We start from the raw sequence: 15155 nt of genomic DNA on the forward strand, positions 1-15155 counted from the left end.
CCTATTTTGCCCAGCGAGCCTCGATCGTTCCTTGATCCGGGTCAAGGTAACGACTGACCGGTCGGTATGTAATCGCCTCATCTCGAACACGGAGCCACCGGGATGGACAGGCAGCGCAGTCGTCTTCCGCCGTCGGTGCGGGTCGACCAGATCGTCGACGCCGCGCTGCGGGCGTTTTCGCAGGCAGGCTATGCCGGGGCGCGCATGGACGACATCGCGCGCGGCGCAGGCCTGTCCAAGGGCGGGCTCTACGCCCATTTCACAAGCAAGGAAGCCGTCTTCGAGGCGCTGCTCGAGCGCCACCTCGCGCCTGCGCCGCTCGATGTCGACGCGATCGTCAACGACGCGGATTCCGTGCAGGCGCTGGCCGAACGCATCGCCGATCATCTGCACGACCGCCTCGCCAATCCCGCCATGATCAGCACGCTGCGCCTCTTGCTCGCCGAAAGCGGCAGGGTGCCGCACCTGGCGGCCCGCTGGCGCCACGAAACGGCCGCCACGCATTTTGCCGACCTGGGCCGCCTGCTGGCGCTGGCGCGCCAGCGGGGGCTGTGCCGCGACAGCGTGGCGCTGCGCCAGCCGTGGCTGCTGCTGGCGCCGGTGGTGCATACCGTCGTCCTGGCCGCGCTGGCCGACCCGGACGAGCCCGTCCGCCTGCGGGACCGCCGCGAGGCGCACGTGGCAATGATGGTCGAACTGCTGGACCCGGCCGGCAGATCGCCGTGCGCCGCACGCGGATCTTGACGCCGCGCGGCGCTTGGTGTCCCATCCGAACGGTGCGCTCGCGCCAATCGCAGCGATTCCTAAGCGGAGACCCTTTGCCGACATCGGGCTTGATGGAACGCGTATCGTCGTGGCGGTATCTGCCTGTGGCTCTGGCGCTGGTGCTGCCGGTGCTGGCCTGCGTGGCCTGGACCGGATGGCACGTCCGCAACGCCGAGCGCCAGGAAGCCGAGTCGGCCGCGCGCATCGTGCGGGTCCAGGCCCAGCACATCCTGGGACAGGCCTGGGAAATGCTCGACAGAGTGGCCGCCCTGACGGCCCTGTCATGCGAGCAGGCGCTGCCCGACCTGCGGCGCTGGGGCATGCTCAATCCCTACTTCCGATCGCTCTTTCTGGTGCGCGGCGACCGGGTCTACTGCTCGTCGGCGGTGGGCCAGACCGACTATCCGTTGTCGGAATTTCGCAGATGGTCGGTGGACACGCCGCCGGACCAATGGCTCGTGACCGTGTCCGGCACGCCCCTCGCGCCCGAACGGCCCGCCATCCTGCTGGGACGGCCGGGCGTCGACGGGCACAGCGGCGTGGTCGTGGTGGACGGACGCCATCTTCAGGACCTGCTCGGCGCCGTCGCCACGCTGCGCGATTACCGGATCGAGCTGATCGTGGGCGAGGGCGCCGCGTCGATACACAGCGATTCCAAGGGGGCTTCCGCGGCGCACGGCCAACTGGTGCATGGCGAGACCACGCTTTACGACGGGCGCGCCGCCGTGACCATCCGCGTCAAGGCGCCGCCCGAGGCCGTCGTCCTGGCCTGGCAGCAGCTCATGCTGACCTATCTGCCCTTCGCGGTGCTGATCGGCGTCTGCCTGGCCGTCGCCGCCCACCGGCTGCAGACCAACCGCCAATCCATCAAGGAAAAGTTGCGGCGCGCCATCCTGGCCGACGAATTCCGGGTGCATTACCAGCCCGTGTACAGCCATGTGTCGGGCCAGTGCAGCGGCGTCGAGGCGCTGATGCGCTGGCATCGGCCCGGGCAGGGCGACGTGCGGCCTGACCTGTTCATTGCCGCGGCCGAGGCGCAAGGCATGATCGTCCCGCTGACGCGCCACCTGTTCGCGCTGATCGAGCGCGACATGCGCGGCTGGGCCACGCCGCCCGGCTTTCACATTGGCGTCAACATCGCCGCCGAGCACTTGTCCAGTCCCGCCCTGGCGTCCGACGTCGAGCGCTTCGCGGCGGGAATCGCGGCGCGCCAGCCCGTCCTGGTGCTTGAAATCACCGAACGCAGCCTGATCGCCGACGACGGCCAGGCCCGGCGCAACATCGACGCCCTGCGCGCGCGCGGGGTGCGCGTGGCCATCGACGACTTCGGCACGGGGCACTGCTCGCTTTCCTATCTGCAACGATTTCCCGTCGACTACCTGAAGATCGACAAGGGCTTCGTGCAGGCCATCGAGCCTGACGGGCAAGAGGCGCCGGTGCTGGACGCCATCATCGCCCTGGCGCATAGGCTAGGCCTGTCCGTGCTGGCCGAAGGCGTCGAAGCCGATTATCAGTTCGACTACCTGGCGCGGCGCGACGTGACGTTCATCCAGGGCTATCTGTTCGCGCGGCCCATGCCGTCCGAGCAGTTCGTGCGCTGGTATGCCGACCACCCCTTGCCCCGCGGGGCAAGACGTGAATCAGGTCGCCTTCGCGTCGGCTGAGGATTTGGCGAAGAACAGGTCGGTGATGGCCTGGCTGTCCATGGGCTCGCCGTTGATGGCGCGCATCAGCAGTTCGGCGCCCAGCAACTGCACCGAAAACACCAGATCGGGCTGCACGCGGCGGATCTTCTCCAGATGCTTGCTGGTGTTCACCAGGGCGACAGTCTTGGCGCCGTCCGGTCCGGTGGCTTCCTTGGCGGCCAGCACGATGAAGGCGTTCTCGGCATCGTCGTCGCGCAGCGCCAGCACATAACGCGCCCGTCCCACGCCGGCCAAGCGCAGCACCTCGACGCTGGAGGGATCGCCTTCGATCAGATCGGTGGACGCGGGGTAGTCGTGCGCCATGCCGGTCGGCACGATGACGGTGACTTCTTCGTTGCGGTGGCGCAGGCCCTGGTAGACGCTGAGCGCCAGGGGCGTGGCGCCGGCGATGATGATGTGGTTCTTTCTCATGGCGGAGGAAAACCTGCCTTTGACGAGCCGTTTCAGGTTGCCGCCGATCACCGGCCCGGCGATCGCGCTGACGGACGTGGCGAACACGGTAATGCCGAGGATGATAATCGACGCGGTGAACAGGCGCGCCGTGCCGCTGTGGGGCGTGATGTCGCCATAGCCCACGGTGGACATGGATACGATCGAAAAGTAAAGCGCGGTGCCCGCGTCCAGGATGGGGGGATTGAATTCGTTGCCCAGGTACAGCGTGCCGAACACCGCGTAGATCATCAGCGACAGCACGCTCACCAGCGCGAACAGCGAGCCCGCGGTCACGCTGGCGCGATCGAAGCGCCGCCAGTAGGCCACCAGCGCGATCACGAGAATCAGGGTGTAGAGGCCCAGGCCCGCGCGGCCGCCATCGCCCAGGATGGAGAAGGTGCCCACGCCGATCAGCAGCACCAGCGAGAACGCCCACGCGATGCGCGCTTTCAGGATCAGCCCCAGCGCAATGACCTGCAGGCCGACGCCGAGCACCAGCCGTGGAATTTCCAGCAGGCCGACCACGCGCATGATCTCGTGCCAGTTGTCCAGCGCGAGCCAGAACGAATATTCGCGCGCACGGACTTCCCGCAGCACGGGATGCATGAAGGCATATCCGTCCAGCGCCACCAGGATGGCGAGGCACCAGTTAGGGGGGAACAGCGCCAGTATCTTGCTGACGCGATGACGCAGGGAGGGTTTGGGCAGAGGCATCGAAGGCACGTTCTTCCTATATCAATATGGTATGGAAGACTATCAACAAAGAATTACTGGAAACGCGTCCAAGGTCCTAAACTTTCCTCATCACGCGGCTATCCGGAAGGAACGCCGCTGATATGGCAGTAACGCCCGCCAGCAGCCAGGGTGGACGCATTGCCAGGCTTTGATCACGTTGCAGCCTGCGCAGGGACTAGAGACCCGGCGCAGGTCCACGGTCGGACCGTGCGTGAGTAGTATGAGGCACGAATGTTGGAATCGCGTGATCCAGGTAGAAGGCATCGGTGCCGGCCGATGACTCCAGGCTCACGTGTTGTTTTAGCGCGGCGTCTTACCCTTCGGGGGCAGCGCCGCGTTTTTTTCGCCTGTCGGCCTTGCGCTGGCCGGCGTCTAGACGGACGCGCTCGCGTCCGCTTCTTCGCTGCGCCAGGCCTGCTGGCCTTCCGCACGGCCGCTGTCGCCCGTCACCCGGTAGTCCAGATCCAGCGTGATGTCGGCGGCAAACATGTAGCCCCATCCATGGACCGCGCGTATCGGCAGCGTCATCTGATTGGCCGCGGCCTTGCGGCGCAGCCGGCTGATCATCACATCCACGAAGCGGCGCCGCGTGATGCCGCTGTCGGCTTCGTCCGCCCCGTCGGCAAGGAAGGCATCGCGGCTGATCTTGCGGTCGGGCGCCTTCACCAGCCGCGTCAGGAAATCGCGTTCCCCCGTCGTCAGTCCCAGCGTCCTGCCCTTCGGGCTGATGAGGGTCCAGCCCTTGTTGGCCAGCCGCCAGCCCGCCTGCTCGGGCTCTTCGGCGTGCACGTCCGTCGCGGGATCCAGGCCGTCCAGGCCTACCGCGCGCCGCACCAGGGCTTGCAGGACCGCCGCCAGTTCCAGTCCCGTAACGTCCGGCGACAGGCACGCGTCGGCGCCGCAGAGCAGGGTACGGATACGGCTTTCGGCGTCGGCAAATTCGGCGATGGCGACGATGCCCAGGCTGCGGTCGATCGCGCGCAGCCGCACGGCGGCGTTGTGCACATCGGGGAGGGGAGCTTCCAGGACCACCAGGGGGCTGGGCTGGCGGGAGTACCTGTCGTAGACATCCACGAGATCGTGGCAGCGGCGGACGTTGAATCCCAGGTGGGATAGGGATTCGACCAGTCTGGCATGCCTGGCGTTGTCATTGCCAAGAAAAATGACATCCAGCGTGTTGTTCATTGATGCTTCCAATGAGGCGGCGCGGCAGGGCGCTGGCGCCGGGAAAGCCGGGCGCCTGGCAGAGCCATGCCGTTGCCGGCCGTTGTGGGCGCTTTCCCTCATGGAGTCACGCCTGTGTTTCATTTAAACACGGGCGTGTTTTTTTGTGAAGATACGTTTCTATGGTTTCGGTCGGTAACAGTCCTTGCGCCGGAAAGCCGGGTCAGCCCATTGAAACAGCGTTTGATTCGGGTTTTGCATCAACAATTTATTATGTATTACCGATACATTATTTTCTCTTTTGTCAGCAGACTTGCTCATAAACTTGCGCGGCTTTTTTTCGCACACCGGCGGGGTGGCAGGCCCAGCGGTCCTGCAGCCGCGGCGGGGATGGGGATCCTTCGCAAGCGGTTGATAGATATGGACTTTGCGGGGTTCGAGGCAGAGCAAAAGGCTGGCGCGCGGGCTATGTCTTGCACGGCCGGCGGGGGGCATGCGGCGATTTATGGATTAGCCCGGAAAATGGGGTCTAATCCATATGTTTGGCCGTGGAATTGAAATGCTTTAATCAAATAAAACCATGCAAATTAATGTCTCGGGTTGATCGATTGGACACGTTTAGCCATCGTCTGCGCAACGCAAGAATGCTTCAGGGATGGACTCAAAAAGACTTGGCGGTCGCGAGCAACCTGTCGCAAAGCGCCATCGGCAACTACGAAAGCGGGCAGCGCCTGCAGCCTTCCAGCGATGCGCTCATCAAGCTGACGCGCGCGCTGCGCGTCAGTGCCCTGTGGCTCAGCACCGGCGAAGGCCCCATGCTCGACGCGCCGACCGGCCACGTCCTGCCGGACAGCATTGCGGACGGCATCGGGGAGATTCCCGATCCGCCCGCCTGGCCCTTCGAAACCATTTCGTACTCTGCCTATTCCCGCCTCAGCCGGCAGGAAAGGCGGCAGATCGAACTGGTGCTGGTCGCCTACATCAAGGCACGCGGCGAATAGTCCCCATCGGTTGGGCAGGGACCGGGGGGCGCCGCGCGGCGTCGGCCGCGGGAGACGTGCCCGCGCCCTTGGCGTCGGTACGCAGCCGGCTGCGCAGGCGTTCCACGGGATCGGCAATCAGGTAGTTCAGCACGGCGGACACGCCGATGCAGCCCGTGATCGCCATCGCGGCGAACAGCATCGGCTGGTGTTCCTGGACGTCGTGCATGAGCCAACTGAACGCCATGATCACCAGCATGTGGCAGATGTAGAGCGGATAGCTCAATTCGCCGATCGCCTTGTCCAGCCGGTGCCGCGACTGGAACAGGAAGGCCAGCGGCAGCAGCGCGGCAAACAGCAGGACGGCCAGGCCATCGCGCACGGTGGGATGGATGCCGATCGAAAAATGCGCCAGCACATAGATGAAGAGAATGCCCGTGCCCAACTCGGGCAGCCGCTTCACGCGCTGCGTCCACGCCTTCATGCGCGGCAGCACCACCTGATGCGACAGTGAGCCGATCAGGAACAGCGCCAGTTCGGTGGGGAAGAAGCGGTAGGTCCAGGGATCGGAGCGGCCCACGCCGGTCGCGATCAGCACGGCGCGCAGCGCCAGCGAGGCCGCCAGCAGCATCAGCAGCCGGCGCGGCGAGCGCAGGATGAAGGGCGCAACCAGGTAGAAGCTCATTTCCACGCCCAGCGTCCAGGCTTGCGGCACGAGCAGGCCCTTGTAGAGCGGGACGTCGCTGTTGGCGAAGCTGCCCGTGAAGGCCAGCGCGGAGTCCCGGATGCCGAAGAACATCAGCCAGTCCTGGCCGAAGATGAAGAGGTTGGAGAGGAACAGGAAGACTTCGGCGCTGAAGGGCAGCGATTCGTAGAGACGGAAGAATGAGCCGCCGCTCACGATGTGGGCCGTCAGCGTCAGGGCCGCCACCGCCAGATAGATGGGAAACAGCCGCAGGAACCGGTTCGCGTAGAACTTGCCGGTGGCGCCCTGGTAATTGTCCGTCGCCGTCAGCACATACGAAATCAGGAAGCCGGAAATCACATAGAAAAGCTGCACGGCCAGCCGGCCGCCGACAAGCTGGTCGGCATAGCCGCCACCCAGGTGGTCCAGCACCACCGACAGCGCCAGTAACGTTCTCAAGAAACCCATCGCGCATCTCCCCGGTCGATATTGTTCTCAGGCCCGATGGGCCGGACACTGCGCTTGCGGTGGTCGCGTGTTCCGCTCCTCTTTCCCTGTATTTCTGTTCGGCCGGAGACCACGACTGTCGTTGATTCTGCGCGCCGTCGCCAGCGCCCGCCATGCGGCATTCGATGCAAGACGCCCGATCATCGGAGCTAGAACCGACGGCCTCCGGTGCATCTTTTGGATACGGCTGTAGGGCGGAGAAAAATCGCCCGCGCGGCCCAGGCCGGTTACAGTACGGCGGTACGAACCTTTTGGAGTCCCGCCCATGCCCACCCTCCTGTCCACGCCCAACAGGCTGCTCTGCCTGGGGCTGTTGACCGCGGCGCTGGCCGGTTGCGCCGGCACCACCGGCGGCGCGCGTCCCGAAGGCGCCGCGGCCGCCAGCGCAGCCAGCAGCGCGGATTCGCTGGCGCAGACAAGCTGGGAACTGGTCCGTTGGACGCAGGCCGGCGGCGCCTTGCGCGACATCCCGCACGGCGACAACGGCGAACCGATCCGGCTCACGTTCCTGGCGCAAGGCAAGCAATACCACGTCAACGGCTTTTCCGGCTGCAACCGCTATACCGGCACGTACAAGCTGGAACGCAACAAGCTCTTCATCGACGCGCCGGCCACCACGCGCATGGCCTGCGTGCCGCCCGACCGCGCCAAGCTCGAAGCCGATTATCTGCGGGGCCTGCGCGCCATCGATACCTTTACGCTGGATAGCGGCGGGGCGCCCCGGCATCTGACGTTCAATCTGCGCGGCGGCGATGTGCTGGAATTCGAGCGCCGCCAGGATCCGCCGACGCCCTGAGCCCCGGCGCCGCATCTCGTACCGGAAGACTTGCATGCGCATTTCCGTCCTCCTGCGCCGCCTGGCGTCCTGCCTGCTGTGCGCGGGCCTCGCCGCCTGCGCTTCGCCGCCGATGCGCGCGGCCGACGGGCAGGATCCCCGTTTCCAGCCGACCTCGGCCTCCGACATCCTGGTGCAGACGCGCTGGGATCTGGCGCGCTGGTCGCGGCCGGGCGGCGCCTTGCGTCCCGTGCCGCATCCGTCGTCGACCTCGCGCCCCATCACCGCGGAATTCATCCACGAGCAGGGGGCGCCCCGGATGATGGGCTTTGCCGGCTGCAACGCGTACAGCGCGCCGTACACGCTTGCCAACGGACTGCTGATCGTGCGTGCCAGTCCCGTCGCCACGCGCAAGGCCTGCGCACCGCAGGCCATGGCGCTCGAACAGGACTTCCTGGCGGCGCTCACCCGCATCACGGCCTCGTCGTTCGACAACGCCAACAATCCGCAGCGCATGACGTGGAAGCTCAGCACGGGCGACACGCTGGATTTCGGACGCCGCGCCGACCCGATCGCCGGCGGCCAGCGCGGGCCCACCAAGCTCGTCTACGTGGATGCCGAGCGCGTGCCGTGCGACACGGGCGCGGGCCGCGCCATGTGCTATCGGGTGCGGGACAGCGCCGCCCAGCCCTGGCAGCCGTGGCACGGTGAAATCACGGGCTTCGATTTCCAGCCCGGCGTGCAATATCGCCTGCGCGTGGTCGAAGTCAACGACCCGGACCCGCCTCAGGGCGCGTCGTCGCTGCGCTGGGTGCTGGACGCCGTCATCGAGCAGCACGTCGTCGGCCGCTGAGGGCAGGCGCAGGGCGGGGCAATCCGTCCTGCGATTATCATTACGGGCTTTGCTGCCCGTACTCACTGCTTTGCCATGACTGCCGTCGTCAATATCGCCGCCTACAAATTCGTATCCCTGGATGCCCTGCCCGAATTGCGCGCCCGCCTGCTCGCCGAGGCCGGCGCCGCCGCGCTCAAGGGAACCATCCTGCTGGCCGAAGAAGGCATCAACCTGTTCCTCGCGGGCGCGGCGGACGGCATCGACGCCTTTCTGCAGGGCCTGCGCGCCGACGCGCGCTTCGCGGACCTGGAGGTCAAGTTCAGCCACAGCAACGACGTGCCGTTCCGAAAACTGCTCGTCAAGATCAAGCGCGAGATCATCCGCATGGATCACCCCGCCATCCGGCCCGCCGCAGGGCGTGCGCCCGGCGTCGATGCGCATACGCTGGCGCGTTGGCTGGCGCAGGGCGTGGACGACGCGGGACGTCCGGTCGTCATGCTGGACACGCGCAACGCCTTCGAGGTGGACGAGGGCACCTTCAAGAACGCCATCGACTGGCGCATCGAGCGCTTCACGCAATTCCCCGCCGCGGTGCAGGCGAACCGCGCGCAGCTCGAAGGCAAGACGGTGGTCAGCTTCTGCACGGGCGGCATCCGCTGCGAAAAGGCGGCCATCTACATGAACGAGGCCGGCATCGACAACGTCTACCAGCTCGATGGCGGCATCCTCAAATACTTCGAGGAAACCGGCGGTCCGGGCTACGAGGGCAAGTGCTTCGTGTTCGATGAACGGGTCTCGCTGGACCCGGCGCTGGCGCCCAGCAACGCCTGAGCGGCCGGCGATCCGGCGATCCGGCCGCAAAGAAAAGAGCCCGCTTCACGCGGGCTCGGTCTTTTCTGGTCTGCCGCGCCGATCAGCGCACGCGCATGCCGGGCTTGGCGCCGGGGAACGGTTCCAGCACGTAGATGCCGGCGTCGACCGCTTCGTCCGCGTGGCTGGCGGCCAGCACCATGCCCTCGGACACGCCGAACTTCATCTTGCGCGGGGCCAGGTTGGCCACCATCACGGTCAGCTTGCCGATCAGGTCTTCCGGCTGGTAGGCCGACTTGATGCCGGAGAACACGTTGCGGTGGCGGCCTTCGCCCACGTCCAGCGTCAGGCGCAGCAGCTTGGTGGAGCCCTCGACGTGTTCGCAGTTGACGATCTGCGCGATGCGCAGGTCGACGCGGGCGAAGTCGTCGATGGAGATGGTCTCGGCCAGCGGCTCGCCGCCGGGCACCACCACGGGCGCGGCGGGCGGCTCGAACAGGTCTTCCAGCATCTGCGGCTCGACGCGCTGCATCAGGTGCTTGAACGGCGCAACGCGCTGCGGCAGCACCGAGGCGTCGGCCCAGGTGAACGGCGCCTGCGCGCCAAAGAGCTCCAGCGCCACGCGTTCGGCCAGCGCCGGCAGCACCGGCGCCAGCATCACCGACAGGGCCTTGAAGCCAGCCAGCGAGCGCGAGCAGATGTCCTGAAGCGCGGCCTTCTGCGCGTCATCGGCGGTGGCCAGGCCCTTGGCCAGCACCCACGGCTGCGCGGTGTCGAACGCCTGGTTGATGCGGTCGGCGTAAGCCATGATTTCGCGGATGGCGCGGTTGTATTCGCGGGCTTCGAAGGCGGCGCGGATGGACTCGGCCTGTTCGGCGTATTCGGCGGACAGCGCGCCGGTGTCGCCCGAATAGCCCAGCACGCCGTCGAAGTGCTTGGTGATGAAGCTGGCGGCGCGGCTGGCGATGTTGACGTACTTGCCGACCAGGTCGCTGTTCACGCGCGCGATGAAGTCCTCGGGATTGAAGTCCACGTCTTCGACGCGCGCGTTCAGCTTGGCGGCGATGTAGTAGCGCATCCATTCGGCGTTCATGCCGAGTTCCAGATAGCGCAGCGGCGAAATGCCGGTGCCGCGGCTCTTGGACATTTTCTCGCCGCTGACCGTGATGAAGCCGTGCACATTGACCGCGTCCGGCGTCTTGCGGCCGGCGAACTTCAGCATGGCGGGCCAGAACAGGGCGTGGAAGTACACGATGTCCTTGCCGATGAAGTGCACCTGTTCGGTGTCGCCATTGGGGTCGAGCAGGGCGTCGAAGTCCATGCCCTTGACCTCGCAGTACGACTTGAGCGAGGCCAGGTAGCCGACCGGCGCGTCCAGCCACACGTAGAAGTACTTGCCCGGCGCGTCCGGGATCTCGATGCCGAAATAGGGGGCGTCGCGGGAAATGTCCCAGTCGCCCAGCTTGGCCTCGCCGTCTTCGGCGCCCAGCCATTCGCGCGTCTTGGCGAGCATTTCAGGCTGCAGGTGCTTGCCGCCGTGCTTGTTCGCGCCGGTGGTCCACTGCTGCAGGAATTCCACGCAGCGCGGATCGGACAGCTTGAAGAAGAAATGGTCGGACGACTTCAGGACGGGCGTGGCGCCGGTCAGCGCCGAGTACGGATTGATCAGCTCGGTGGGCGCGTAGACCGCGCCGCAGACCTCGCAGGAATCGCCGTACTGGTCCTTGGCGTGGCATTTGGGGCATTCGCCCTTGATGTAGCGGTCGGCCAGGAACATGCCCTTGACCGGATCGTAGAACTGCTCGATGGAGCGCGTTTCGATCAGGTCCTGGGCTTTCAGCGCGCGGTAGATGTCGTGCGACAGCGCGACGTTCTCGGCCGAGTCCGTGGAGTGCCAGTGATCGAAGCGGATGTGGAAACCGTTCAGGTACTGCGGACGCTCGGCGGCATATCGCGCCACCAGCGCCTGCGGCGTGATGCCTTCCTTTTCGGCCTTCAGCATGATCGGCGCGCCGTGCGCGTCATCCGCACCCACGAAGTGCACCGTGTGGCCCGCCATTCGCATCGAACGAACCCAGATGTCGGCCTGGATGTACTCCATGATGTGGCCGATGTGGAAGGATCCGTTGGCGTAGGGCAGCGCAGTGGTGACAAAAAGGGTGCGAGACATGGTTGTCGACTGAGGTTGAGGGGAAAAGGGATTTGGCCGGCCATTTTAGGGCAAGCGCGCGCACCTGCCCGCGACGCGGCCCCGGAAAGCACACAACCCGCCCCTCGCGGCAAGGCGAATCAGGCGGGTTGAGGGGGGAATGGGCCGGTGCGCGGGGTGCGGCTTGGCGCAACACGCAACGGCCTGCTTGCGCCGGATCGGGGCGCAAGCCAGTGGAAAAACGCCGTCAGCGGATTTCGCGGGCCTCGACGTCGATCACGTCGCCGCGCGGTTGCGTGGCGAACGGCGCGGTGGCGGACTGGAAGGGTCCAGGGCGGGCGCCCTGGCGCTGGCTCCAATAGGCGCGAACGCCAAAGGGCTTGCCGCGCACCTTGGCGACCACGTACAGGATCGCCACGGCGACTGCCGTGGAAAGCATGAACACCAGCGCCATCGCCATGCCGATCAAGGCCAGGGCGGCGAATAGGACGGCACGAAAGAAGCGGATAAGTGTGTTGGTCATGAATGTCGGATGCAAAACGCAGCGAAAGGTTCCCGTGTATCCGCTATCCTTTAGGGGATGGCGGCCCGCAGACGCCGCGCTGCCTACGGAACCATAGTGACATGAGTATAACGATAGAAAACATCCGCGCCGCACTGCGCGCCGCGCACGACCCGAATACCGGTTTGGATTTAGGCGTTTCTGTAAGAGATCGTGACATTCAAATGGCTGGCGGGCGCGTGGCGGTGACCCTGGAGCTGGGTTATCCCGCCGACGCCGTGCGCGAGCAGGTCCGCGACATCGCCGCGCGCGCGCTGGCGCAGGCCGGCGCGCCGGACGCGCAGGTCACCGTCACCTGGAAAGTGGCCGCGCATGCCGTGCAGAAGGGCCTGAAGCCGCTGCCCAATGTGCGCAACATTATTGCGGTCGCGTCCGGCAAGGGCGGCGTGGGCAAAAGCACCACGGCCGTGAATATTGCGCTGGCCCTGGCGGCCGAGGGCGCGACGGTCGGCCTGCTGGACGCCGACATCTACGGTCCCAGCGTGCCGACGATGCTGGGCATTTCGGGCCGTCCCGAAAGCCTGGACAACAAAAGCATGGAGCCCCTGACGGGCCACGGCCTGCAGGCCAACTCCATCGGCTTTCTGATCGACGCCGATTCGCCAGCAATCTGGCGCGGCCCGATGGTCACGCAGGCGCTGGAACAGTTGCTGCGCCAGACCAACTGGCGCGACCTGGATTACCTGATCGTCGACATGCCGCCCGGCACGGGCGACGTGGCCCTGACGCTGGCGCAGAAGGTGCCGGTCGTGGGCGCGGTCATCGTCACCACGCCGCAGGACGTCGCGCTGCTGGATGCGCGCAAGGGCCTGCGGATGTTCCAGAAGGTCGACGTGCCGATCCTGGGCGTGGTCGAGAACATGGCCATCCACATCTGCTCGCAGTGTGGCCACGCCGAACATATCTTCGGCGAAGGCGGCGGCCAGCGCATGGCCGAGCAATACCAGACGCCGTGGCTCGGCAGCCTGCCTCTGACGCTGGCGATCCGCGAACAGACCGACGCCGGCACGCCGACGGTCGTGTCGGACGCGGGCAGCGAAGCCGCGTCGCTGTATCGCGCGATCGCAAGAAAGCTGGCCGCGGGCGTTGCGGCGCTTCCGCGCGACATGGCCGGAAAGTTCCCCTCCATCGTCGTACAGCAACCGACCTGACACATGCGGTGGGCTGCCCGAGCCGTATTGGCAGGTCTGTGCATGATGGCGGGCGAGGCGTTGGCCAAGCGCCCGGAAGTCATCGTCGACCCCGGGGGCGTGCCCCCGGCCGCGCTGCAGGCGATCACGCAGGCGGTCGATGCGATCGCGCGGCTGGCCGAAGACCAGGACGGCGGTGAAATCAACCGCCTGCGCCGGCGCGCGCGCGACGCGACGCTGGCGGCGCTGGCCACGCAAGGCTATTTTTCGCCCAAGGTCACGCTTGAGGCCGGGACCGACATCGGCGGGGAGACCTGGGACATCGCCATCGTGCCGGGCAAGCGCACGGTCGTCGAATCCGTCAGCCTGGAATTCTCCGGCCGCATCACGCGCCCCGAGTACGCGCAGCGCATACAGAAGCTGCGCGACGACTGGCGGCTGAAAAAAGGGCAGCCGTTCATCAACAGCGAGTGGAACCGCGCCAAAGCCACGCTGCTCGATGACGTCACCACGCGCGATTTCCTGCTGGCGCGCATGACGTCGTCGCGCGCGGACATCGACGCCGACAACGCGCTGGCGCATCTGCACGTCGCCATCGACAGCGGGCCGCAGGTCCGCATGGGCGAATTGAACACACAGGGCCTCAAACGCGTGCCGGAGACGCTGATCGACCGGTACGTCCGCTACAACGTGGGCGCGGCGTTCGACCAGAACCGGCTGGACCAGTGGCAGCAGGACCTGCAGTCCACGGCGTTTTTCCGCGGCGCGTTCGTGTCGCTGCAAGAGCCTCCACGCCAGACGGACCAGCCCACGGACCCTCTCTCGGACCGCGCCCGCGGACCGGGAGCCGAAGACGCCGCCGCGGCTGCGCCGGCGGGCGACCCCACGGTGTCGGGCGGCCTGCCCCCGCCGCCGGCCCAGTTCGATTCCGACGGCGAGGTCACCCTGCCCGTGCAGGTGCGCGTGGTGGAAGCCCCGCCCAAGCGCTTTTCCGCGTCTATCGGCGTGGATGACGAGGCCGGCGTGCGGGTGGAATCCCTGTACCGGCAGAACGTGGTGTTCGGCCAGCCCGTCACGCTGGAAACCGGGTTCGGCGTGGACCGGCTGCGCCAGCGCGCCTTCATGGACATCCTGCTGCCCCCGAGCGAGCGCGGCTACCGCGATTCGTTCGGGATTCTGGCGGACCGTTCCGACATCCAGGGCCTGGAAGTCACCCGCTACGCGCTGGGCGCCACGCGCACCCAGGAGCGCAAGGGGGCGGGCAACAGCCGCGTCGAATACGAAACGCGCTACGGCGTGCTGCTGGCGCAGGACCACGTCAAGATCGATGGCGGCGACAGCTACACGCTGCCCACCGTGACCACCACGGCGGAATGGCTGCGGCGCGATGTGGACAACAAATACGATCCGCGCGAAGGCAACCTGATTTCGGTGGGCGGCGGCGTCGGCGTCACGCTGGACACGGGCGAGCCCTACACGCGCCTGCGGCTGCGCGGGCAGAAATGGTGGCCGATCGGCAAGCTGGACGTGCTGACGATCCGCGCCGAAGCGGGCCGCGTGTGGTCCAACGGCGATGTGCAGGTTCCCGACGACTTCGGCTTTCGGACGGGCGGCGCGCGTTCCATCCGCGGTTACCGTTATCAGAGCATCGGCGTGCATCGCGACAACGCCGTCGTGGGCGCGCCCACGCTGCTCGTGGGCAGCATCGAATACGACCACTACTTCGATGAACGCTGGGGCATGGGCGTCTTCGTGGACGCCGGCGATGCGGCCGAATCCTTCGGCGACATGTCGATGAACGTGGGTTATGGCGTCGGCGCCCGCGTGCGCACGCCCGCCGGGCCGCTGTTTCTGGACCTGGCCTACGGTCAGCGCCAGCGCGACCTGCGCCTGCATTTCTCGCTGGGGATCGCATTTTGA

Annotated in this window: 12 protein-coding genes and 1 pseudogene; 8 read left to right on the forward strand and 5 right to left on the reverse strand. The window is 66.5% G+C overall.

The window, feature by feature from the left end:
- The first annotated feature begins 102 nt into the window (after positions 1-102).
- Together BMW75_RS16875 and BMW75_RS16880 are read left to right on the forward strand one after the other, a co-directional pair.
- The gene (locus BMW75_RS16875; RefSeq protein ID WP_092581016.1) at positions 103-744 is read left to right on the forward strand and encodes a TetR/AcrR family transcriptional regulator; all 642 of its coding nucleotides are present in this window, start codon (positions 103-105) and stop codon (positions 742-744) included.
- Between the two features lie 92 nt (positions 745-836).
- Entirely contained in the window at positions 837-2429 is a 1593-nt protein-coding gene (locus tag BMW75_RS16880; protein WP_092581018.1) for an EAL domain-containing protein, read from the forward strand.
- On the opposite strand, the gene kch is transcribed toward BMW75_RS16880, so the two are convergent.
- Both kch and BMW75_RS16890 read right to left on the reverse strand, forming a co-directional pair.
- On the reverse strand, positions 2406-3617 hold the full coding sequence (gene kch, locus BMW75_RS16885; protein ID WP_092581020.1) for a voltage-gated potassium channel protein: 1212 nt from the start codon (positions 3615-3617) through the stop codon (positions 2406-2408). The genes BMW75_RS16880 and kch overlap by 24 nt on opposite strands.
- A 393-nt stretch (positions 3618-4010) precedes the next feature.
- A complete protein-coding gene (locus BMW75_RS16890; protein ID WP_092581022.1) occupies positions 4011-4823 on the reverse strand; it encodes a response regulator transcription factor in 813 nt (270 codons plus the stop codon).
- A 569-nt stretch (positions 4824-5392) separates the two neighbouring features.
- Between BMW75_RS16890 and BMW75_RS16895 the strand changes: the two genes are divergently transcribed.
- Complete coding sequence (locus tag BMW75_RS16895; protein ID WP_092581024.1) at positions 5393-5803, forward strand: helix-turn-helix domain-containing protein; 411 nt, start codon at positions 5393-5395, stop codon at positions 5801-5803.
- Here the strand turns inward: BMW75_RS16895 and BMW75_RS16900 are convergent.
- The gene (locus BMW75_RS16900) at positions 5784-6935 is read right to left on the reverse strand and encodes an acyltransferase family protein (protein ID WP_092581026.1); all 1152 of its coding nucleotides are present in this window, start codon (positions 6933-6935) and stop codon (positions 5784-5786) included. The two genes, BMW75_RS16895 and BMW75_RS16900, sit on opposite strands and share 20 nt — an antisense overlap.
- Positions 6936-7239: 304 nt before the next feature.
- Between BMW75_RS16900 and BMW75_RS16905 the strand changes: the two genes are divergently transcribed.
- From BMW75_RS16905 to BMW75_RS16915, 3 genes are all read left to right on the forward strand, one after another.
- Positions 7240-7770: an META domain-containing protein gene (locus tag BMW75_RS16905; protein WP_092581028.1), complete on the forward strand. Its 531-nt coding sequence runs from the start codon at positions 7240-7242 to the stop codon at positions 7768-7770.
- A 34-nt stretch (positions 7771-7804) separates the two neighbouring features.
- Positions 7805-8602, forward strand: coding sequence for an META and DUF4377 domain-containing protein (locus BMW75_RS16910; RefSeq protein WP_092581030.1), 798 nt, complete (start codon positions 7805-7807; stop codon positions 8600-8602).
- A gap of 75 nt (positions 8603-8677) precedes the next feature.
- Positions 8678-9415: a sulfurtransferase gene (locus tag BMW75_RS16915; RefSeq protein WP_092581032.1), complete on the forward strand. Its 738-nt coding sequence runs from the start codon at positions 8678-8680 to the stop codon at positions 9413-9415.
- 82 nt (positions 9416-9497) lie between these two features.
- On the opposite strand, the pseudogene metG reads toward BMW75_RS16915, so the two are convergent.
- Both metG and BMW75_RS16925 read right to left on the reverse strand, forming a co-directional pair.
- Positions 9498-11597, reverse strand: a pseudogene (gene metG / locus BMW75_RS16920) (methionine--tRNA ligase); the annotation flags it as partial.
- A gap of 193 nt (positions 11598-11790) precedes the next feature.
- Positions 11791-12066 (reverse strand): hypothetical protein, encoded by a 276-nt coding sequence (locus tag BMW75_RS16925; RefSeq protein ID WP_076521804.1) that lies wholly within the window; start codon positions 12064-12066, stop codon positions 11791-11793.
- 101 nt (positions 12067-12167) lie between these two features.
- Between BMW75_RS16925 and apbC the strand changes: the two genes are divergently transcribed.
- Positions 12168-13256, forward strand: coding sequence for an iron-sulfur cluster carrier protein ApbC (gene apbC, locus BMW75_RS16930; RefSeq protein WP_092581036.1), 1089 nt, complete (start codon positions 12168-12170; stop codon positions 13254-13256).
- A 3-nt stretch (positions 13257-13259) separates the two neighbouring features.
- Entirely contained in the window at positions 13260-15155 is a 1896-nt protein-coding gene (locus BMW75_RS16935; RefSeq protein WP_092581037.1) for an autotransporter assembly complex protein TamA, read from the forward strand.

It is taken from the genome of Achromobacter sp. NFACC18-2 (assembly GCF_900108985.1).
Lineage (GTDB): Bacteria > Pseudomonadota > Gammaproteobacteria > Burkholderiales > Burkholderiaceae_B > Achromobacter.